This window comes from Brevibacillus nigriterrae (genome assembly GCF_049846925.1).
In the GTDB taxonomy this organism is placed as follows: Bacteria; Bacillota; Bacilli; order Brevibacillales; family Brevibacillaceae; genus Brevibacillus_H.
The window spans coordinates 14412-36293 of the sequence record NZ_JBNCMT010000025.1 but is presented as its reverse complement, the minus strand read 5'-3'; the positions used below and the strand labels follow the sequence as shown (position 1 = coordinate 36293).

Annotated in this window: 25 protein-coding genes; 17 read left to right on the top strand and 8 right to left on the bottom strand. The window is 43.8% G+C overall.

What is annotated here, in order from left to right; all coding sequences use genetic code 11:
* The first annotated feature begins 138 nt into the window (after window positions 1–138).
* From mle to ACPW7N_RS17955, 4 genes are all read left to right on the top strand, one after another.
* Window positions 139–987, top strand: a complete 849-nt coding sequence (gene mle / locus ACPW7N_RS17970; protein ID WP_425652489.1) for an alpha/beta fold macrolide esterase — start codon at window positions 139–141, stop codon at window positions 985–987.
* 101 nt (window positions 988–1088) lie between these two features.
* Window positions 1089–1448, top strand: coding sequence for a hypothetical protein (locus tag ACPW7N_RS17965; protein WP_425652488.1), 360 nt, complete (start codon window positions 1089–1091; stop codon window positions 1446–1448).
* Window positions 1449–1484: 36 nt separating this feature from the next.
* Window positions 1485–1607 carry a hypothetical protein gene (locus ACPW7N_RS17960; RefSeq protein WP_425652487.1) on the top strand — a complete coding sequence of 41 codons (123 nt, stop codon included), beginning with the start codon at window positions 1485–1487 and terminating at the stop codon, window positions 1605–1607.
* A gap of 60 nt (window positions 1608–1667) precedes the next feature.
* Entirely contained in the window at window positions 1668–2150 is a 483-nt protein-coding gene (locus ACPW7N_RS17955; protein ID WP_425652486.1) for an NUDIX domain-containing protein, read from the top strand.
* An 81-nt stretch (window positions 2151–2231) separates the two neighbouring features.
* Here the strand turns inward: ACPW7N_RS17955 and ACPW7N_RS17950 are convergent, their stop codons facing one another.
* From ACPW7N_RS17950 to nosD, 4 genes are read right to left on the bottom strand one after another with little or no spacing between them, the layout of a single operon-like run.
* Complete coding sequence (locus tag ACPW7N_RS17950) at window positions 2232–2975, bottom strand: ABC transporter ATP-binding protein (RefSeq protein WP_425652485.1); 744 nt, start codon at window positions 2973–2975, stop codon at window positions 2232–2234.
* Entirely contained in the window at window positions 2975–3808 is an 834-nt protein-coding gene (locus tag ACPW7N_RS17945) for an ABC transporter permease (RefSeq protein WP_425652484.1), read from the bottom strand. Before ACPW7N_RS17945 ends, ACPW7N_RS17950 begins: the two co-directional genes overlap by 1 nt.
* A gap of 17 nt (window positions 3809–3825) precedes the next feature.
* On the bottom strand, window positions 3826–4320 hold the full coding sequence (locus ACPW7N_RS17940; RefSeq protein WP_425652483.1) for a nitrous oxide reductase accessory protein NosL: 495 nt from the start codon (window positions 4318–4320) through the stop codon (window positions 3826–3828).
* Window positions 4317–5651: a nitrous oxide reductase family maturation protein NosD gene (nosD, locus tag ACPW7N_RS17935; protein WP_425652482.1), complete on the bottom strand. Its 1335-nt coding sequence runs from the start codon at window positions 5649–5651 to the stop codon at window positions 4317–4319. Before nosD ends, ACPW7N_RS17940 begins: the two co-directional genes overlap by 4 nt.
* 237 nt (window positions 5652–5888) lie before the next feature.
* On the opposite strand from nosD, the gene ACPW7N_RS17930 reads away from it, so the two are divergent.
* Window positions 5889–6701: an inositol monophosphatase family protein gene (locus tag ACPW7N_RS17930; RefSeq protein ID WP_425652481.1), complete on the top strand. Its 813-nt coding sequence runs from the start codon at window positions 5889–5891 to the stop codon at window positions 6699–6701.
* Window positions 6702–6743: 42 nt separating this feature from the next.
* Window positions 6744–7832, top strand: coding sequence for a glycoside hydrolase family 15 protein (locus ACPW7N_RS17925; RefSeq protein WP_425652480.1), 1089 nt, complete (start codon window positions 6744–6746; stop codon window positions 7830–7832).
* A 582-nt stretch (window positions 7833–8414) separates the two neighbouring features.
* Here the strand turns inward: ACPW7N_RS17925 and ACPW7N_RS17920 are convergent.
* From ACPW7N_RS17920 to ACPW7N_RS17905, 4 genes are all read right to left on the bottom strand, one after another.
* Entirely contained in the window at window positions 8415–9803 is a 1389-nt protein-coding gene (locus ACPW7N_RS17920) for a glycosyl hydrolase family 18 protein (protein WP_425652479.1), read from the bottom strand.
* Window positions 9804–10020: 217 nt separating this feature from the next.
* Entirely contained in the window at window positions 10021–10758 is a 738-nt protein-coding gene (locus tag ACPW7N_RS17915) for an amino acid ABC transporter ATP-binding protein (RefSeq protein WP_425652478.1), read from the bottom strand.
* A gap of 21 nt (window positions 10759–10779) precedes the next feature.
* Window positions 10780–11475, bottom strand: a complete 696-nt coding sequence (locus ACPW7N_RS17910; RefSeq protein ID WP_425652477.1) for an amino acid ABC transporter permease — start codon at window positions 11473–11475, stop codon at window positions 10780–10782.
* Entirely contained in the window at window positions 11462–12301 is an 840-nt protein-coding gene (locus ACPW7N_RS17905; protein ID WP_425652476.1) for an amino acid ABC transporter substrate-binding protein, read from the bottom strand. The genes ACPW7N_RS17910 and ACPW7N_RS17905 overlap by 14 nt, the downstream gene beginning before the upstream one ends.
* Before the next feature lie 331 nt (window positions 12302–12632).
* On the opposite strand from ACPW7N_RS17905, the gene queD reads away from it, so the two are divergent.
* The 11 genes from queD (at window position 12633) to ACPW7N_RS17850 (ending at window position 21839) form a co-directional block, all read left to right on the top strand.
* Window positions 12633–13109, top strand: coding sequence for a 6-carboxytetrahydropterin synthase QueD (gene queD, locus ACPW7N_RS17900; RefSeq protein ID WP_425652475.1), 477 nt, complete (start codon window positions 12633–12635; stop codon window positions 13107–13109).
* 1 nt (window position 13110) lies between these two features.
* Window positions 13111–13851, top strand: coding sequence for a 7-carboxy-7-deazaguanine synthase QueE (locus tag ACPW7N_RS17895; protein ID WP_425652474.1), 741 nt, complete (start codon window positions 13111–13113; stop codon window positions 13849–13851).
* A gap of 12 nt (window positions 13852–13863) precedes the next feature.
* Entirely contained in the window at window positions 13864–14559 is a 696-nt protein-coding gene (queC, locus tag ACPW7N_RS17890) for a 7-cyano-7-deazaguanine synthase QueC (protein ID WP_425652473.1), read from the top strand.
* A gap of 174 nt (window positions 14560–14733) precedes the next feature.
* Window positions 14734–15153, top strand: a complete 420-nt coding sequence (queF, locus tag ACPW7N_RS17885) for a preQ(1) synthase (RefSeq protein ID WP_425652472.1) — start codon at window positions 14734–14736, stop codon at window positions 15151–15153.
* Window positions 15154–15174: 21 nt separating this feature from the next.
* Window positions 15175–15570 (top strand): hypothetical protein, encoded by a 396-nt coding sequence (locus tag ACPW7N_RS17880; RefSeq protein WP_425652471.1) that lies wholly within the window; start codon window positions 15175–15177, stop codon window positions 15568–15570.
* A gap of 76 nt (window positions 15571–15646) precedes the next feature.
* Window positions 15647–16588 (top strand): AEC family transporter, encoded by a 942-nt coding sequence (locus ACPW7N_RS17875; protein ID WP_425652470.1) that lies wholly within the window; start codon window positions 15647–15649, stop codon window positions 16586–16588.
* Window positions 16589–16625: 37 nt separating this feature from the next.
* A complete protein-coding gene (locus ACPW7N_RS17870) occupies window positions 16626–16784 on the top strand; it encodes a XapX domain-containing protein (RefSeq protein ID WP_425652469.1) in 159 nt (52 codons plus the stop codon).
* A gap of 79 nt (window positions 16785–16863) precedes the next feature.
* A complete protein-coding gene (locus ACPW7N_RS17865) occupies window positions 16864–17628 on the top strand; it encodes a stalk domain-containing protein (protein WP_425652468.1) in 765 nt (254 codons plus the stop codon).
* A gap of 177 nt (window positions 17629–17805) precedes the next feature.
* A complete protein-coding gene (locus ACPW7N_RS17860; RefSeq protein ID WP_425652467.1) occupies window positions 17806–19584 on the top strand; it encodes a YcdB/YcdC domain-containing protein in 1779 nt (592 codons plus the stop codon).
* A gap of 181 nt (window positions 19585–19765) precedes the next feature.
* Window positions 19766–21610, top strand: a complete 1845-nt coding sequence (locus ACPW7N_RS17855; RefSeq protein WP_425652466.1) for a YcdB/YcdC domain-containing protein — start codon at window positions 19766–19768, stop codon at window positions 21608–21610.
* An 88-nt stretch (window positions 21611–21698) separates the two neighbouring features.
* A complete protein-coding gene (locus ACPW7N_RS17850; protein ID WP_425652465.1) occupies window positions 21699–21839 on the top strand; it encodes a hypothetical protein in 141 nt (46 codons plus the stop codon).
* Window positions 21840–21882 lie beyond the last annotated feature (43 nt).

Sequence of the window (21882 nt, the reverse complement as noted above, 5' to 3'; positions counted from 1 at the left end):
ATGATTATCAAATTCATTCGCTTGCGTTAATAAAAGCAAATCATCAAATGTGCCCATCATTTTTTAAAAAGCAAGATGATCAGGGTTATTTTTTGTACCTATTTATTAACGAAAAAACGAATGAAATGAGGAATCATCATGAACGAAAAGATCATCCAATGTAACGGTGTTGAAATCTGCACAGAGAGTTTTGGCAACCCAACGAATCCGGCAGTCTTGCTGATTATGGGAGCTACGGCCTCCATGATTTGGTGGGACGAGGTTTTTTGCCAGAAACTCGCTGACAGTGGGCGATTTGTCATTCGCTATGACAGTCGAGATGTCGGGCGTTCTGTGGTATATGAGCCAGGGAATCCGCAGTACTCCATTGATGACATGGTGGATGATGCGGCAGGAGTGCTTGATGCGTATGGCATTGACCAGGCTCATATTGTGGGCATGTCACTGGGCGGAATGATTGCTCAATTGCTTGCGCTGAAAAACCCACAAAAAGTCCTTACGCTTACACTTGTTGCGTCGAGCGTGTTTAGTCCGGATAACCCTGATTTACCTCCGATTGACGAGAAAATTCTTGCCTACCATGCAAAAGCGGGGTCAGTGAAATGGGGAGATGTACAAACGGCTACAGCCTTTATGGCAGAAGGCTGGGGATTGCTCTCGGGATCGAAGCGTCCAGCTGACAAGGAAAGGGCGTATCAGCTCGCAGAGCAGGAAGTAAAAAGAGCCAACAATCTGCTTAGCATGTTCAACCATTCTCTGCTCAAAGGTGGAGACTCCTATTTTGGGCGTATCAAAGAAATTAACGTACCAACCTTGGTGATCCACGGAACAGAAGACCCGGTTCTTCCATATGAACATGGTCTGGCTCTTGTGGAGGAAATACCCCATGCACAATTGCTCACCCTTGAAGGGGCGGGTCATGAGGTTCACCGTGATGATTGGGATACAATTATTGACTCTATTTTGAAGCACTCTCATGTAGTATAATAGAAGTGATTGATAGATAAAAAATAATTCAAAGGGTTACAACCTGTGTCATTTTGACCGATTGTAACCCTTTTTCATAGACGAACGAGAGGGGGGCAGACATGTCTTTTACCTCAAATAATTCCTTGCAAAAGAAAATCCTGTTGCTTCTCATATCGTGTCTGCTATTTCTTCCTTTCTATACAGGTTCTAATGAAACGATCAATGCGGATACGACTACCAAATATACTTCGCAAAACACAGGTGTTTTTCATCTTTCCACGGTCCGCTTGAAATCCTTCTCGACCAAGTATTCGTGGCAAAAGATTCAGCTTGATTTTGCCAAAATCGGAAAAGATATTGAGCCGTATTCTCGTGAAATTCTTACCATTTGCTTTCTGTTAATCATTCAGACCATACGCAAATGGATCTTCCTGATGCCGATCAAGTATCGGTCGAGGTTCTTGATTTCCCTTCTCTGAGGAACGATTACACATTCCAAGGAGGAGAAAACGAATATGAAATACACAGACCAAGAAGTAAAAATGATCAAGAAGACAGTCAAGGAACTAAAAGTATTTGGTGTTTGTTTTGTGCTATTGATTCCGGTCATGTTTTTAATCAAATATCTCGTAGAATAACACACGTGTAACTCCCCTCTCTGCTGATTGGGGAGTTGTCTTTTCAAAGGAGTGAGGTACATGCCGATGTCTGCGTTTTATCAGCAACTGCGTCAGAAAATAGGGACACAACTCATTTTCAATCCCTGTGTCGCAGCGATTATCCGCAATGAAAAGGAAGAGATTCTATTCCAGAGGCCATCACTAGACAGTGACATTTGGAGTTTGCCTGCGGGAGCGATCGAACTGGGAGAAACACCTGCCGAGGCAGTCATTCGTGAGGTGTGGGAAGAGACGGGACTACACGTCATCCCGCAGCAATTGCGGGGGGTATTTGGCGGGAAAGAATACCGATATACATATCCAGACGGGAATCAGGTGGAATATGTCATTTTCATGTTTGAATGTTCTTTCGCAAGTGGGACACTCCAGGCGATTGACGGCGAATCGGCTGATTTGCGTTATTTTGACGTGCATTCTTTGCCGAAACTGGCACTACCCTATCCGCTAGAGATTTTTCATCCAACCTCATCGGAAAAAACCTACTTCCAGTCAAAAAAATAAAAGAACAAAACTTGAGTCCAATACACGTTACAGTCGTGCTCTCGGCTAGGTTTTGTTCTTTATAAAAAACTGTTACATTCCCTAAACCACTTTCCGAACTTCTTTCCGTTTTGCCAGCAGCAGGGCCATCAAGGCGTCCTCGAAGTTGTTCGTCTGCGGGGACCATTGGCGGATGATATGCTCAATCGTGTCATGAGCAGCGATTTTGCCTTCATCCATGATGATTACCCGATCTGCCAGCTCTTCAATATCCCTCATGATATGGGAGGAAAGAATAATTGTTTTTCCTTGTGATTTGAGTTCAAGAAGCATTCTTTTGAACTCAATCATCCAAAAAGGATCCAAGCCATTTGTAGGTTCGTCTAACAAAAGCAGCGGGGGAGAATGTAACAAGGCTTGGGCGAGTACGAGTCGCTGCATCATGCCTTTGGAGTATTCGCCAACTTTTCGTTTGGCAGCATGGGTAAGACCAACCTGTTCAAGGAAGTGATCGGCCTTGTCAGCGGATTCACCACTAAGCTCAGCATAGAACGACAAAATCTCTTTGCCTGTGAGGGTACGCGGGAAAACAACGTGATCCGGCATATACCCGATGTAGCGTCGAAATTCCATTTCCTGCGGTCGGACAGGTGTCCCGTTGATCTTGATTTCTCCGCTCGTCGGCAGCAGGTTACCGACAAGCATTTTCATTACTGTACTTTTCCCGGCTCCATTGCCTCCGCAAAGCGCAACACATTCGCCAGGTCGTACATGAAAGGTGATGTCCGAGATTGCGACACCATTGCCAAACACTTTTTGGACTTGATTCAATTCCACCATGTTCATCAGGATAGCCTCCGTTTCAGTGCGGCAATGGACAGCCATACAGGGATCATAACCCAAAGGATGGAAGCGAGAAGCAGTGGGTAGTGGGAGATTCCCATCCGTTTGAGTTCACTAAGAAAATAGTAACTTGGGCCAAAGATGGACTCTCCACCGAGTGCAAGGACGGTCCAGATGCGAACGACTTCTGCAGGATTGATCATGGTCGAAAAGGACAAGAAAGGTATGATCCACTGATTCGGCATAACCATCACAAGGCCAATTACTACAAACTCATACATAAGAATCGAGAAGCACCAAACCAGGATCGACAGGCCAAATGCTTGCATCCTTGTTTCAGCACGAATCCCAATCCACATGGCGATTGCTAAATAATTAAAAAGCAGCAAGAGAGAGGAAATGATAAAAATGATATAGGTTCCAAAATCGCCGCTGCTTCCAAAGAAGAGCAAGAGCAAGCCTACGAGCCCGTAACTCAACGCAACTACGGCAAACAGCGAAGAGGCAATGCCAATGTATTTCCCGAGAATAATCTGCGAACGGGTCAGTGGATAGGTCGTTAACAGATTGAACCCGCCGTCCTCAATATCCCCGGTGACCATTGATGTACCGAAGATGAGGGCAATGATTGGCATGATGTATAGAGATAGATTCAACAAACTGGCTGTTGTTCGGTTAAAGCCTTGAAAACCACTCTCTGCATAGGAAAAGACATCAAACAAGATTACGGTAACGGCTAAGCAGGAAAAAAGAACAGTAAAGCTGAGCAACCACTTGTTGCGAACGGCAATTTTGCACTCATGCTGCGCAATGGTTTTGATAATTGATCTGTTCATTAGCGCCAACCTTCTCCTTAATGTGAGGGTTTTTTACGTTCCGGTTTTGCTTGTAAAATTTGTTCACCTGTCAACAGGGCGTCTTGCAAATTCTTTTCTTTGCTGAATTGTTCTGCTTGTGCTTTATCTTTGAATGCGACAATATCATAATTCATCGGTGAACCTACACCCGTATTGGTGACAAAGGTTGCAGCCTCCAGACGGACCCACTCATTGGTGTTCAGGTCTCTGACATAACGGTCTGCAATTTTTTGCTGGGAGCCTGCATCGATGAGATAGTCTACCATGCAGCCGATATCGTCAAATTTCATTGAGGTGCCATCGCCTAAAAACAGTTGAGCTGCGAAAGCTCCGTCTTCTACTGCCATTTTGCACTGCCCACATGTATCTACTGCTGGATTGATGGCGACAGGTTCATAGGTCTTTTGCCCGCAACCAGTAAGGAACACCAGGACGCAGACCACGGAAAGAAGGAAGAAAATCGTTTTATTCTTCTTGAAATATGACATCATGATGATTTCAGCCCCTTGTAATAAATTCGGATGCTACTGACAAATAAAATTAGGATGAATGCAGTAAATGTGATTGGCAAAGTTTGTTTTGATTCGTCCTTGACTGATTTGAGAGAAAGCGGCTGGAGCAGGGGATATTGATCTTCAATATCCTGTTTGTCATTCTCCGGCACAAATTTTTTGATCGAGTTCAACATGACGACCGCCGGACTTTCAAAAAACAACTGCAGCTCTGGTTTTTTCTCCATCAAACCGTAAAACATGTCTCCACTCCGGTAATGTAACTCGCCAATCCCGTCTTTGTTTACATCTATTCCACGGTAGTCGTCCCAATAGTTGCCTTGTTTGGTGTCGTCAAACAAGTTGCTGTTTTCGCCCAGATTGCGGATTTGTCTCACGTTGGCAATCAGATTGTTTTGGAAGACGGCATTGTTTTTGGAGACCTGTTTGATTTCAATCCCTGTGTTGTTGCCTGCTATGGTGTTTTTAAAAAAGGCCGAATCATAATTGTTTTCGAAATAGATTCCTCGACTGTTATCCACGATTTCATTCTCAGAGACAGAGACATTACGGCAGTCGAAGAGGAAGACCCCTGCACCCGTCGGTCCTTTATTGTGAAGGAACTGGTTATTGCGGATATCGAGGTAAGCACTTAGCATGACCATCGCACCGGTCATGTTGTTCACAGAGCGGTTCTCCGTGAATTGCAGCTCGTCAGAGTCCATCGTATGAATCCCGTAACGGGCATCGGTGATCGTATTTCCGTGAATGACACTGGTACCGGAAAAGGAGAAGTAAATCCCATCCTGAACGTGCTTCACCTGATTATTCAAAACCTGATTTTGTGATGATTCATTAAAGAAGATACCGAATCCAAGAAAGCCTTCCTGATCGAAGCTGCTGATCTGATTCTCCCTGATGATGCTTCCATGCCCTTGATAGACGTGGACACCGTGAAACACATCGGTAATCTGATTGTTTTCTACGACAGAACTGTTTTTCGTAATATAAATTCCAGCAGAGCTGCTGCCGCTGCCTGTTACAGTCAAGTTCTTGAGGGTAACTTGATTCGCATTGACCGTAATGACATTTCCATCCCGGTCACCTTGAATGATGGCACCCGATGTTCCAATCAATTGCAGTGGTTTGTTAATTACGATGTCTCCTTTATAGAGACCTGCCTCAAGTTGAATCACATCATGTTCGCCAGCCTCATCAATCGTCGATTGAAGAGATTGTGACGGAGACGCCGTAATTGACTTGGCTTCCGTACTGGTAGCAAATCCAAGCAATAAAAAAAGCAGTAGTGATAAGAAGCGACCGCTACGCACGAATGTTTGTCCTCCTTTCATCTGTTGTTTGGGCAAGACAACTAGCTTCATGATAGTTAAACTGCAAACGATTTCATGTGAAAAATTGCACGCTTTTATGTGAACGTTTTATGAATAATGGATTTGATGTGAAAATTTTTCGGATGGGTTTTGTCGAAAATTCTCAGAACGTGAAAGAAGTATCATAAATATGGTAAACTATAGAGAAAACACAAATGGGTTGGGTGGCGATACAGTTTGCAACCGTTCGAAATAGAAAAAGTATTACAACTCGCAATCTCATGCGCCAGAACAGCAGGAGAATTAAGTCTGACACGATTGAAGGAACCGTTCCTTGTTGAATACAAGACCTCCGCATCTGACCTGGTGACAGCCGTTGACAAAGAAGTAGAGAAAGAGGTCGTCCAAACCATTCTTTCGCATTATCCTAATCATGGTATCCTGGGGGAAGAAAGCACGATTCAATATGACCCGAATGAGTTTGATACCGTCTGGATTATTGATCCGATTGATGGTACAACCAATTTTGTCCACCAGCAGATCAATTTTTCTGTATCGATAGCGGTTTACCATAAGGGCACGGGTATTGTGGGTGTCGTGTATGACCCATCACGTGATGAAATGTTCCATGCGGTAAAAGGCCAGGGTGCTTTTCTTAATGGCCGCAAGCTGACATTGGATCGTGAAGTGAAGCTTGAAGAAGCACTGCTTTGTACCAGTGTTTTTTGGAATAAGCGTGCGGAACAGATGGGGATCGATCTCATTGTGAAGAAATTGGCTGGCAAGGTGAGAGCTGTACGTCTGCTGGGCAGTGCAGCATTGGAGATGGCCTATGTTGCTGCGGGACGCTTGGATGGGTATGTCAGCTTGCAATTGAACGCATGGGATTTTGGTGCTGCCCGAATTATTGTGGAAGAAGCAGGGGGAACTGTCACCAAGATGACTGGTGAAGAACTTCCCTATGATGAAAAAAGCAGTGTAGTTGCTTGTAACCCTACTTTTTATCAGGAACTTCAAAATTATGTGTCGAATTGGCAGGAGAGCGAATAGCATCTAATCAGTAGGGAATGAAGCTGAACTGAGGTGATGTGCATGACGACATCTCGCTTCATCAGAGACAGCATCGGGATAATACGAGAGAATCAGGCAAGATCAGGTGCGTTTCTGGCTTCACCCGGTTTTTCCCACTATCAGTATTCATGGTTGCGTGATGGAACGTTTATTGCCTATGCGATGGATCTGGTGGATGAGCATCAGTCTGCACTACGGTTTTATCAATGGTGCAACCGTGTCGTTCTCCAACATGCAAATAAAGCCAGGCAAATCATCCAACGAGTTTTGTCTGGAGAGAAAAATATAGATTCCAACCTGTTTCTGCATACACGTTTTTCAGTGGATGGCAATGAAGTTACAGGAGAATGGGGCAACTTTCAATTAGACGGCTATGGAGCATGGTTGTGGGGATTAAGCCAGCATCTCCAGCTCACAGAGGGGCAAGGAATGCTGCCTATGTTCCGACAGGCAATTGAAGTTACCATTGACTATCTGAGTGCATGCTGGAGGTTGCCAAACTTCGACTGCTGGGAAGAACACGGGGATCAGGTACATTCGTCTACCTTGGCAGCGATCTACGGTGGACTTGCAGCCATTTCTTCCTATCTACCCGAGCGACAAAAGCCAATTGTTCATCTATGTGAGCAGATTCGCAAATTTGTATCTAACGAGTGTGTAACAAATGGTTTATTTGATAAATCAGCAGGTAGCCCAAACATCGATTCAAGCCTGATTTGGCTCTCCGTACCTTATGGCTTGGTAGAAGTAAATGATATACGAATGATCCAAACCGTCAGAGGCATTGAACGAGAATTACTATACGAAGAAGGGCTCCATCGGTATAAAGAGGATACCTACTTCGGGGGTGGACAGTGGATCTTATTATCTGCATGGCTTGGATGGTACTACACGCAACTGGGGGAGCGGGATAAAGCCCATCGCATTCTAGCCTGGATCGAAGACAGGTACACTTCGGAGGGGCTGTCTGAACAAGTGCAAGATCATTTGCTGGCTCCCCGGATGTACGAGAAGTGGGTGAACCAGGTTGGTCTGCCTGCCAAACCGCTGCTGTGGTCACATGCCATGTATTTGATTCTTGCCTCGGCGCTTGGAAGTGGAAAAAGATGAAACGCCTGTCATGGGATTGACAGGCGTTTTTTTCTGTGAAAAACGTCTCGACGTTTTTCATTAAAGTAGATGTGACCGCTTGCGGTCAACAAAACGGTCATGGCCGTATTGTATGAAAAAAAGGACCACTTTCGGCTGGAAGGGGACCAACGAAAAGTGGTAGGAATAAAGGACGCTATGTCCATCGTAGGGTCTGACACAGTAACTATACGAAACTTCTTTTAAGACGGGATAGAGAAAAGATGGAGAAAACGTTAAGTTTGTGTAAAGCCCTTTTTTAGCAATAGTAGACGAGCATACATGCAGGTCCAACGCTTCCCTCATAAGGTATATAAGGTCAAGTCCTTCGTAGATGAGATGTGACGAAGGCTTGGTCTAAACTTCATTCAATAAGGAGGGAAGTAACTATGGGAAACTTTGGAGGACGTAACTTTTTCTGGATTATCCTCATCATCTTCATCATCTTCTCATTGCTTGAAGACTAATTTTTCTACAGGAATCGGAAAAACACGCTAACAAGAAAACACTCCTGAATGGTTTGATTCATTCAGGAGTGTTCCTACTTTCAATGGTCGTGACCTCTTACTGCAAGACATACGAGATAGTAGACGTACTGTTTTGATAGTTTGCCAACTTCGTTACAATCGTTGCTTTATAAGTTCCTTTGGTACTTTTCTTTGTGGTGGATACGGAAAACTTTTTGATCCCGGCAGTATCGGTAACACCTGAGTAGGTAGTGACTTTTCCAGTCGGTGCAGTGATTGTAAGCGTAACGGATGCTCCTGCTAAAGGTTGACTGGAGGCGTTCGTAACTTTGGAAGTTATGATTACGGTCTCTCCCGGACGATAAGTATTTTTACTCGTAGTTAAGGTAGTAATCGTTTCAGTGGATACAGGGGCTGGTGCGGATGTGGTTGACTGCAACCCTTCATGTACCGCTTTCCAGAAGTTTTCGTCATCCAAGCGCAAACACCATACGGACACACCAGCCAGGTTGTACGTATTTGCGAAATTGCTCTTGATTTTGATACTTTCTGCATTTTCGTACCAGACTGTATGATCGGAACCGTCTGACGCTTTGTACGTGAGGAACGGAGATTGGGCTGTGCTATCCCACTTTGGTGTGCTTCCCGTGGTGGAAATCAGATTCGGAATGGCTTTCCAGGCAACCGCTTTGCCAGTTGAAGCTGTCGTATTCCAGTCATAGCCATAAGCAGGCAGCCCCATGAGAACCTTGCTTGAATCGATTTTAGAAACAGCGAATTGCAACACCTTTTCTACCCAATCGGCTCCAGCGACAGGTCCTGGTGTACCCCATGGACCGTTTTGGTCATAGGTCATAATCTGTACATAATCAGCAGCTTGTCCCAGTGCAGCGTAATCAAATGCTCCTGACCAACTGCACGTAAAACAATCGGAAGTTTTCGCCATGACAGAAACTATCAGTTGGTACCCGTTTGTGTTCAGTTTGGCTCGCAAATCGCTGATGAACTGACTGTATAGCGAACGGTCGGAAGCGAGCATATTTTCAAAATCTACATTTGCTCCCGTAAATCCGTTGTTTTTAACTGTAGCTACAATATTATCAATGGCAGCTTGACGAATCGTAGCATCCGACAGAATCGTATGAGCCAAATTCTGGTCAAAGCCTCCACCGTTCAGTTGATTGGTAAATGCTGCAAAGGCCTCAATATTGTTGCTGTTTGCATAAGAGACGGCATCGGTTGGAGTCGTTCCTACCACTTTGCCAGTCAAATCTACGGAATAGGTCATCGTTGAAATACGAGACAGGTAGGAGCCGTAAGAAGTAAGTGATTGATATGAGTTTTTGTCACCGGAGTAATAGACGTTGTAGTAGCCGAGTACGGTTTTAGTGGAAGAGGTGTCTGCATTTACTTTTGCTTGTGGAGTGGAAAAAGAGGTAATAAGGAGTGCAAGCAGGGCAAACAGGAGATATGGTCTGATTTTCATGCTGATTCCTACCCTTCATGGTGTCTATGTTTACAAGAGTAGGAGATTTCCAATAGTGAGAACAGATGTAAAAAGTAACTATTTTGTTACCAATTATCTCCTGCATTCCCAGCGAAACTGGTGCTAGTTTCCCACAGGAAGGACAATAGAAAAGGCAGATTACCTCGTAACGGGTAGTCTGCCTTCTCCTCAGTATCTATAGAACCATTTTTCAAAATTATTTCTCAAGCAGCTTCAAAAATTGTCGGGTGCGTTCCTGGTCTGGCTGTTGGAATACCTTGGCTGGTGTACCACGTTCCACGATGACACCTTGATCCATAAAAATAACCTCATCGGCTACTTCTCGGGCAAAGCTCATCTCGTGACTGACAATCACCATCGTCATTCCCTCCTGTGCCAGTTCCTTGATTGCTTTCAACACTTCGCCTACCAGCTCGGGGTCGAGAGCAGAGGTCGGTTCATCGAACAACATGACATTCGGGTCCATCGCCAATGCCCGGGCAATCCCCACCCGTTGCTGTTGTCCTCCAGAAAGCTGGGAAGGGAAGTAATCCAGCTTGTCAGCAAGCCCGACCTTGGCAAGCAGTCGCTGTGCTTTTTGCCGTGCTTCTTCCTTTGATTTTTTCTGAACGGTTACAGGACCTTCCATGACATTCTCAACAGCGGTCATATGCGGGAACAGGTTGTAGCTTTGGAAAACCATGCCAGTCTGCTTGCGCAGAGTTGATATTTGCTGTTTGTCTACACGTTTGGAGAAATCCAGATGAAGCTGATTGATTCCTACGACACCTTCATCGGGTTGCTCTAGGATGTTGAGGCAGCGAAGCAGGGTGGTTTTTCCAGAACCGGACGGGCCGATGATGACAACTACTTTTCCTTTTTCGACAGTCAGGGAAACCCCTTTTAGCACGTGAAGATTTCCAAAACGTTTGTGTAAATTTTGAATCGTTATCACAGTTTCAGTCCCCCTCCTGCATTACACGTAGCGGTCTAATCGTTTTTCTAATCTTTCTTGCACAACAGAGAGGGCAGTACAAATGATCCAGTAAATGAAAGCAGCCTCAGAGTAGACTAGCAATGGTTCGTATGTGGCCGCAGCAATTTCTTGTGCCTTACGGGTCATCTCCGGAACCAGTATCGCAGCAGCAAGTGATGTATCTTTCACCAGACTGATGAAGGAATTGGATAAAGGCGGAATAGAGACGCGTGCCGCTTGTGGCAAAATAATGCGTTTCAATGCTTGTGTATATGTCATACCCAATGAGTATGCGGCTTCCCATTGTCCTTTTGCGACAGAAAGTATTGCTGCACGGACGATTTCCGAGCAATAGGCTCCGACATTCAATGAAAATCCGATCACAGCAGACGGAAATGGATCAATGGTGACGCCAACGCTCGGCAAACCGAAAAAGATAATGAACAACTGGACGAGTAGTGGAGTCCCTCTAATGATCGACACATAGGCACGAGCAACCCAACGAAAAATTCCTACTTTGGATAGACGGGCCAATGCTGTAATGATTGCAATAACAAGACCGATTGCAAAAGAGACCAACGTTAAGCTTAAAGAAAAAGTGAAGGCTCCTTTCGCCAAAGGGAGAAAGGAGCTTTGCGCAATGTCAATCCAGCGCGCTAGTTTTTGAGGGTCATCGAACAGGTTATTTAGAAACATCGGCACCAAACCATTTCTCAGAGATTTTCAGGTATGTGCCATCTTTTTGCATTTCGTCCAACGCTTTGTTTACTGCATCTACAAGTTCAGTGCTGCCTTTGCGGAACATGAGACCGTTTTTCGCAACATCTGAGTGCTTGGCAACGATCTTGATTGGTGTGTCAGGTTTTTGGTTGAGAAAATCAAGCAAGGACAATCCATCATTGATTGTTACGTCAACACGTTTGGAGGCAAGCAAGTCAATCGCCTGGTTGAAGCCTTCTACAGCAACAATCTCAGCGCCGTTTTGTTTTGCGATTTCAGTCAGGTTGCTTGTTAATGTTTGAGCTGCTTTTAAACCTTTAATATCTTCAAAACCTTTTACCGTTGTATTGTCTTTGTGTGTGACAAGTACAGCACTAGAAACAATGTACGGGTTAGAAAAATCGTATTTTTCCTGACGATCAGGACGAATTCCTACTTGGTTGGCAATCATGTCGAAACGTTTGGAATCAAGTCCGGCAAACATAGCATCCCATTGTGTTTCCATGAATTCAGCTTTTACACCAAGGCGGTTTGCGATTTCTTCGGCAATTTCCACGTCAAAGCCGGTCAATTTTCCAGATTGGTCATGGAATGTAAACGGTGCATAGGTTCCTTCAGTACCAATCAACAGCTTGCCATCTGCTTTTACTTTTTCGAGCAAATTGGCTGGTTCTTTTGTTTCAGTCGCTGGTGTGGCTGGAGCAGTGCCTGTATTTGGAGCTTGAGCGGACGGTGAGCCGCAACCTGCTAAGACTACGACAAGTGCAAGAAACATAAACATTAGTGAAGAAATTTTTTTCATAGATGTAATCCCCCAGTAAACCGATATGATTTAATGTTGCTACTTTAATTCCAATTTATTATTTTGTCAATACACTTCTCATGAATCTGCTGATCTGCTATGATGTACAAGTGAATAACGAGAGTTCGGGACCCCCTCCTCTCGCTAAACAAAACTAGGGGAGAGTTGAAAAATTTTCTGACCACTCTCCGCGCCGATTTTTGAGTAATTGCATGCGTGATGAGTGGTTTTTATTATTTTCCAATTCCTTCTCCCTTATCCAAATGGAAGTGAGGATTACGAAATGAATACAAGTTTGAATCCGATTGCTCACGTGGAGGTGACTATCTAGATGTCCACATTTGATTTTCCACGCAAGGTGCAGAAGCTGCATGAGGACATTCACCCCGAGCAACTGCGCTATCACAACAAGCGGGTTGCAGTAACGAAAACATTCACATTCGATGCCGCCCACCATCTTCATATGTATGAAGGAAAGTGCATCAACTTGCATGGACACACCTATCATCTGGAGATTACCATCAGCGGCTTTGTCAATGAGATTGGAATTAGCGTCGATTTCGGTACGATCAAGCTGATCTATGAACAGGTAATCAAAGACAAGCTGGATCACCGCTATCTAAATGAGACTCTGCCACCAATGAACACTACAGCAGAAAATATGATCGTATGGATCTGGGAGCAAATTGATCAGCATCTGGAAAGCGCAGGACTGAAACAAACAGGCTGCCGTATAGAGAAGCTGAAGCTGTATGAAACTCCTACCAGCTATGCTACGTTACTCCGTGAGTGGATGGAGGAAGAGTAGGATGGAAGCGATCAATCAACTTCATGAAGACCTTTCGATGGAAGCGAAACTACAATGGAAGCTTCCGATGGTGGAGATTTTTCAAACGGTCGAGGGAGAAGGAACGAGAGCTGGATTTCCGACTACTTTCGTCAGAATATACAACTGCAATCTTCGTTGCACCTGGTGCGATACCGTCTACAGCTACGCACCACATCCTCCAGAGTTTATGGCTACGATTCAGGAGATTGTCCAGCAGGTAGAAGAATTGGGCAACCACTATGTCTGCCTGACGGGTGGAGAACCCCTGATGCACGGAGAAAAATCTCTTGCTCTGGTAGAGGCATTGTCACAAATCGATGCGGTCATAGACATTCATATCGAAACCAACGGGGCTATTGATTTAACCGATTTTGTCGCCCTTCGATCATCCAATTCTTCTATTAAGAACAAAGTTCGTTTCATCATGGATTACAAGCTGCCGGGCAGCGGTGAGATGGAGCGAATGATCGAAGGAAATCTGGAGTTACTTGAACCGCAGGATGAACTGAAGTTTGTCGTGGCAGATGACACCGATTTTACGGTTGCCTGTCAAGTACTGGATCAATACCAACCGCAAGCACTAGCCTTATTCAGCCCCGTATGGGAAACGATGCCGCCTGCGAAGTTAGTAGATAAAATTCTTCAGTCGGGTCGCAAAGGAATCAAATTAAACCTTCAAATCCATAAAGTCATCTGGCATCCAGAGATGAGGGGCGTATAGGAGGAGACACGCATGATCTCAACACAACCAAAAGCCGTTGTCGTTTTAAGCGGTGGTCTTGATAGCACAACCTGCATGGGAATTGCCAAGGAAGCGGGGTTTGAGTTGTATCCGCTAACGTTCGACTACGGTCAGCTTCATAATCGGGAAGTAGAGCAAGCCCGCAAAATAGCCGCTTTCTATGAAGTAAAACAGCACAAAGTCGTCAATATGGGTTTCCTCAGAGAAATTGGCGGAAGTGCGTTGACTGATGATTCTGTGGAGGTACCAACCGATGGCGTGGAAGACGGTATTCCTGCAACCTATGTACCTGCACGAAACCTCATCTTTTTGTCGTTAGCAACCGCTTATGCTGAAGTGATCGGTGCTACACGGATTTACATCGGGGTAAGTGCCGTTGATTTTAGCGGCTATCCGGATTGTCGTCCAGCATTCATCCAATCGATGAGCGGTACGATTAATCTGGCAACCAGAGTGGGAGCAGAGGGAACCAGGCTCTCCATCGAGACACCGCTGCAAAATTTGAGCAAAGCCGATACGGTCAAGCTCGGTCTTTCTCTCGGTGTTCCGTATCATTTGACGACCTCTTGTTATCAAGGCGATGAAGAAGCATGCGGAGTATGCGACAGTTGTCGTCTGCGTATCAAAGGGTTCAAGGAAGCGGGAGCCAAGGACCCTATTCCATATGCAATACCAGTCGAGTGGTAAGGAAGTTCAAAAAGTCCGGGAAACATAGCGTTCGAATTTCTGCGTTGCGTTGCCCCTCCGCTGCTCACGTAGACTCACCTACGTTCCGCTGCTCGGGTCTTCCGCGCCTTGAACTTCGAGGCTCTGTTTGTCCTCCTTTTTGAACAGATTTAAAAATTGAAAGGAAGATGCACAATGGCAGTAGTAGAACATAACCACAGCAAATACAACAACATTCGTTTCGATACACAGGACGAGACAGCAATCATGGTCGATATTCTGGAAACCATTCCTTATGAGTACGTAGGCAAATGGACGGAGATCATGATGCCAACAAACGAATTCACATCCGTGTGCCCATGGTCTGGCTTGCCGGATTTTGCTGATCTCAAAATCTATATCGTACCGAACGAAAAATTGATTGAAATGAAATCGCTCAAATACTATTTGACTTCTTACCGCAACGTAGGTATTTACCAGGAGCATGCGACAAACCGCATCTTGAATGATTTGGTTGCTTGTTGCGATCCGCTCTACATGCGTATCGAAGCAAATTGGAATGCTCGTGGCGGTCTTGGAACCGAAGTATTGGTTGAATATAAGAAGGAACAATAATCGCTCAAGGAGACGACTCAAATGAACGATTGGCGGATGTATCAAGACGCTACCAAGGAAGATAAAGAGGGCTGCGCATGGCACGAGGTGCTGCGAGCGATCGCCCAGTTGAATGGCACGACCAACACAATCGTCCATGCCGCATATGGTGAGCACGTCGATCTCGTAGTGGCAGGCGGCAATGATGGTGTTGTACTTGTGCAATGGAAAGAGTACGAGCCAAAAGAACAGCATTTTGTTCTTTCCACCTCACAACCTTCGGGGCTGATGAAGCTGTTAACGGTTGAAGGAGTAGAAGGTTCCTATCCGAACGAATGGTGTGTTTCCCTTGAGCAGGCTGTTCCCGTTTGTGGAGACTTGCTTCGTACCTGCGAGCGCCCTGAATACGAATCACTTCACTGGAATCACATTGAGTAGAATACTGTTGAGTAGTACAATGAAGATCGGGGATTTGATGCCTCGGTCTTTTTTATTTAGGGGGTACATGTGAAAAATGGAAATGCAACCATTGTTTACTTCGATACTAATCATGGCTGTCATCATTGCGATCGGTGCATTGATTGCAAGCCGTTCTCCATTTACGACAGATGCAAGACAGCTCATGATTACGATTATCGTGAATGTAGCAATGCCCTGTATTATTTTGTATGGAATATTCGCCACGCCAATTGACCAGCATTTGTTGACTCAAATATTCATAATTTTCATTGTTTCTGTGCTGATTAACTGCCTAGGAATGCTGATGGGAGCCATTGGTGCAAAAACGATGGGACTTCCTTCACAAAAAGTGCGGGAAATGGCGATCGTCTCGGGATTAGGAAATACCGGATTTATCGGATTGCCTTTATGTGCTGCTTTGTTTGGGCCGAAAGGTGCATTGCTGGCAGCCGTGTTTGACGCCGGTCTTGATTTTACGATATGGACGATTGGTGTTATGCTTTTACAAGAAAAACAGGAATTTCACATCAAAAATTTGCGAACACTGTTGAATATTCCTATGATCGCCATTATTGTCGGACTTGTGATTGCTACTTTGGGCATTCAACCTCCAGAGGTAGCGAAACAACTGACAGGTATTTTAGCGAACCTCGCTTCACCGATGGCGATGCTTTATATCGGCATGTTGATTCCCACCTTGTTGAAAAACAAGCGCACGGTTTCTCTTCCCATGCTTGGTTTGCCTATTACGATCAAGCTGTTTTTATTCCCCTTGGTGACAATACTGATTTTGTATCTGTCATCTCTTGATCCTGACATCACCCAGGTGGTACTGATTCAGGCAGCGATGCCAACCATTGCGATGGCGTCGATTCTGTTTGCGCGTTATGCCGCTGATGAAGAAATGGGTGCGATGACAACGGTTTTCTCAACACTGCTTGCGCTGGCTACCATCCCGGCGGTTGTGATGATGGGAAATTTGATTTTGCATTTGTAGCATGCGCATACTTGGTACATAGGAGGTGTTCCCTATCATGATAGAGGTATTGAAAGCCTTTGGGGTAGGTGCTGTTTTTGGTATAGTCGTTACGTTTCTGCGTCTTCCGCTCCCCGCACCGCCGACACTGGCCGGAGTAATGGGCATCGTGGGTTTGTTTGTAGGATATTTGGTTGCATCACAATGGATAAAATAATTTGTAATAATTTGTAACGTTTTCAAGGTTCATCCGTTAAATAGTTAGAATGGTCAATAGAATGAAAGAAGGAATCGACATGCTGAAAAAAATAGCTGCTCTGCTTCTTTGTCTAGGTATGCTTACTGCAGTGATTATACCTGCCCAGGCGCAAACGACGATGAATCTCCAGATGGGAGGAAAGTATGTTCAATTAACCAAGTCCTTGAAAAAAATCAACAATCGCACGATGATCTCAATCGATGATGCTGCCAAACTTTTGTTCGGAACGGTCAAAAAGCAGAATAAGGTTGTTACCCTGACAGTAGGCTCTGTTGAATTTGGATTTGACACTTCTGCCCCGCAAATACGAAAAAATTCTACCTGGATCAAGGTGGATCAGGGGGCCATTCTGGACAACGGGACCGTGTATATTCCACTGCGTTGGGTATTGGAGCAATTATCCTTCACTGTCGGATTTAATGCCCAGACCCAAACGATCACCGTGAATTCACAGGGCAAGCCTGACGAGTTTCATCTATTGGAAATGTCTAGCCTGAACAGTGACGAGAAAAAGTTTATAGAAGAAGTGCGAAAGACAAGAGGCGTTCATCAACAAGGTGAACTGGTAGTCATTGCACTCGGAAGTGTGCCAAATCCTGGATATGGGATTGAATTTGACAAACAAAAAGGAAGCTGGGAGCAGGTAAGAATATTTGTGAAACTGACCAATCCCCAGCCTGGACAAATGTATCCGCAAGTCATCAGTTACCCGTATCTTGTTGGCAAAATAAAACTTGCACCTTATACGACTATTGAAGTAGTTGATTCGGATACACGTAAAACGCTCTTCCAAGCTGATTAAACAACCAAATAGACGAAAAGCCAAAACAGCCACATGTGATCAGACAGTGGCTGTTTTTTGATAGAAAAATAAACAAAAATTAAATTTTACAAATTTTATCTATTTTTGTAACTACTAACAAAGTCGCTTCGTCTTATATGGTGGGGAGTAAATACAAAAAATGGAGGATGAGGTATTTTGAAGAAGTTGAGTACAATCATGGCAACTCTTTTAGCGGTAAGCCTGGTTTCTGCAACACCTGTATGGGCTGCGAAAAATTCAAATGGCAATGATAGTAGCCCGGAAAGAGAGAAGCTGAAACATCAACTTATGCTTCAATCCGATGAAAGTCTCACAGTAGGTCAAAACTGGAAACAATCTGCTGAAAAACTGGACATGCTATTAAAGAATGCAAAGAAAAAATCAGTTGCGATTGAAAAACTGCCTAAAGATGTAGAAGAGGCTCTCGAAAAATTGTATCAATCATTCCCGAATTTGAAAGATTTGAAGCTCGACAGAGTAGAGATTATTACTGAATCAAATGACCAACCAGAAATGTGGTACTATTCCTTCAATAAAGAAGTCATCAAAAAAGAAGGCAATAAAAACGTTACTACATACATCAGCGCTTCCGTCTTAGTTGAGGCAAAAACAGAAAATGTTGTCTCCTACAGTTACTACGACTCAGGGGCTAAAAACACAAAAACACCAACGGAAAAAGTTGCAAAGGAGAAAGCTTCTTCCTTCCTTTCTAAAGTATTGGGTGATGAAGCAGAAAAGTTCAAAATTACTGATGTGTTCATCACTCAAGAAGAAATTGACAATGAATCTCGCGGCTATGCATATGTAAATTTTTCACGATTGATTCATGACATTCCACTTTCAAACATGGGGGTTAGCATCGTTATTAATGGAGACGGTCAAATCGAAAGTTATAACTGTGACTTGCGATTAAATAACATTGACGAATCCGACTTCCCGAACCCGAATAAAGCAATCAAGAAAAAGGATGCAGAAAAGGCTTTTGAAGAGTTATCTGATTTAAAACTTGTCTATGCGAAAGAACAAGTGATCGAAATGGATACGAAAAAGAACAAGTACAAAACAAAACCGGTACTGAAGTACGTCCCGGGCTTCAACGGTCATATCGATGCTTTAACAGGTGAAGAGATTGAATACTATTACGGGAAGTATGAAACTCCAGAAACAGTTAAGCTTTCGGCAAAAGGAGAAGAGATCATTCTCAAATCACGTCAAGATGCTGAGGAATTTCTGAAAGATAAATTTGATTTAGACGTAAGCAGTTGGAATTTCAGAGAAAAAGAGTATGACAGCTTGGATAAGAAGGTCAAAAGATTTTCGTGGGATCAGGGAACGGATGAGCGAAGCCAGTTAGTGATAATTTCTATAGATCAAAAGACAGGCAAGTTACTTGACTATATCAACAGGGATGTTTTAGAAGATAAACAACCAGAAATCAAGATTTCAAAAGAAGAAGCAAAAGAGCAAGCTATCCAGGCTATCGAAAAATTTGCAGAGAAAAGTGTAACGGAAGGAGAACTGGCCTTGGTTGGTTCACCAACTTTTGAAAACATACCTGATTGGGTGGATGAAGACAAACTTCCGAACATCATTCGTCAGGGCTATTATTTCCGCTTTAATCAACTGCATCAGAATGTTCCTGTGGAAGACAGCTCCTATCGTGTGCAGATCGATGCGGAGACAGGTGAAATCGTTAGACTCAATTTCAGTGATGATTACGACAACAGTGTTCTGCCGGCTAATGAAGATACGGTAACAAAACAAAAGGCAACGGATGCGTACACGGATAACCTTTCATTAGAAATGATGTATCAGTATCCTGAATATTATGGGCAGGTGGCTCCTGAACCTATTCTTGTGTATTACTCCAAGGATAAAAAGACAGGCTATATTGATGCATTTACCGGAAAAATAGTTGAAATAAAAGTTAAATAATGGGTTTTGCAAGAGACGAGCTTTGATATTCAAAAGGCTTGTTTCTTGCGTTTGCAGTGTATTTTGATTGTCGAAAGCATTGCCTAAAAGAGAAGGGGAATATTTATCTTTCATGTAAATATTGGCAAGTGTATAATAACTTTGAATTACAAATATATAGAAATTATGGGAGGAATCGGTTGTGAAAACAGCAAACAAAGTACTGGCGGCAGTGATGGCAGTAAGCCTTCTATCGCCTGCACCTGCATGGGCTGCAAAGCAAAATCAAGATGAGAGAGAGTCCAAACACTCACGCTATCAACAGCAACTGGAGTATGCTGAAAAGGGAATACAACCGCTTTATCCTTATGCAATCAATGAGCAGAAAACGAAACTTCAAGAATGGGACAAGCAACCAGCCGTATACAAAAATGCAAAGAAAAAACAAATCAATGTAGAAAAAATGCCCGGAGAGATGGAGGATGTCCTGAAAAAGGCATACGAAATTTTCCCGGAACTCAAAGAGATGAAAGTCACGGAAGGTACTATTCTTTTTGAGGATGGCGAACGTCCAGAGCTGTGGGGATTCGAATTTGAAAAAGAGGCGAAAAATAAAACAGTTGCACGTGCACGATTAACCATTGAACCAAAAGACGGGATCATCCTGAACTACGATATGTACAACAATGAGTGGGAATACGATAAGTCCGTTACAGAAAAGCAAGCAAAAGAGCAGGCAACAGCTTTTGTGAAAAAAGTGCTAGGAAAAGAAGCAGGAAAATTTAAAGCAACGACTGTCAAGTTATATGGCATTGATGAAGATGATGATGACGATGATGATGACGATGACGATGATGATGAAGTTGTAAAATACGGATTCGTTGATTTCTCTCGGATGATCAATAACGTTCCTTATGCCAATGGAGGACTCAACGTCGTCATTGATGGTGAGGGAAGAGTACGTAATTACGATTGCGAATGGACAAGCCTGTTTATCGATGAATCAGTATTTCCTGATCCAAAAGATGCGATCAAGCAAAAAGATGCAAAAAATGCCTTCATGAAGCTGGAAGACATGTCCCTGTTATACCGCAAGGCGCAAGTAATTGAGATTGATTATGAAAAAGACGAAGAGAAAACAAGACCGGTGTTAAAATATGTTCCTGACTATTATGGAAACATGGACGCAATTACCGGTGAAGAAGCAGAGGATATGGAAAGAGATGGCCAGGCAACTTCGGAGAGGGTAGAGCTGACTCCGGAAGGCATTGAACTGAAAGCAGCTTCCCGTGAAGAGGCAGAAAAGCTGCTGAAAGACGTATTTGCCCTCGATGTTGCTGGTTGGGAATTTGATCAATATCCAGATGATGACGATGATGAAGACGAAGAAGAGAGCCAATATATTCGATATTCTTGGTATAAATATGACAAGAACAGCGATCAGGAAGTTGAACTAATGGTAAACAAAGCAACAAATGAAGTGATCAGATACTATTTCGATGAATATCTTGATGATGAAAATGAAGACGATGATGTGAAGATCTCAGAAAAAGAAGCGAAGAAAATTGCTCTCGACACGCTGCAAAAATATTTGCCAATCGATATGAAAAAAGGAGAGCTCGTTCTGCGGTATTCTCCGAATCTCGCTAATCTTCCGGACTGGGTAGATGAAGAAGAGATTCCATCGTATTATAAGGAACGTGACTACTACTATGTCTTGCGTGAATTGCATCAAGATGTTCCGATTGAAGACAGCACATCCTGGGTACGAATTGACAGTAAGACTGGCAAAATCCAGAGCTTGGGCATCAATCGGGATAATCAAGAAGTCAAGCTTCCTGACAATACCAAAACCGTATCTGCAGAAAAAGCAGAGGAAGCCTACGTGAACAATCTCGATTTCAGATTGGTCTATGTATGGCCTGAAATCTATGATCAAAAAGCACCAAAGCCAGTCCTCATCTACTCAACTGATACTCGTTATGCAGGATACATCGATGCATTCACGGGTCGTTTGGTAAAACTGAAAAAAAAGAATGACGACTAAATAAACAGCGCTTGTATTCGTTGCGTAAAATATGGTACTGTATTGGAAATGAGTGTAAGAAATCTTTTATGAAGGAGGTGCAAGTACGTTGATCGGTTCCGTTCAAGCATGGTTTATTGTTGAAGCTACTAGTTTGACACATGATTTTTTCCGCCAAGGGGGAAGTCTGTCTTCTGGCAGCTATACAACTGAATGGAACAACGATAATAAGGCGTACCTGCATCAGTAAGCTTAACTTGTAAATTCGTAACTTTTACCAGTAAAGCCACGGG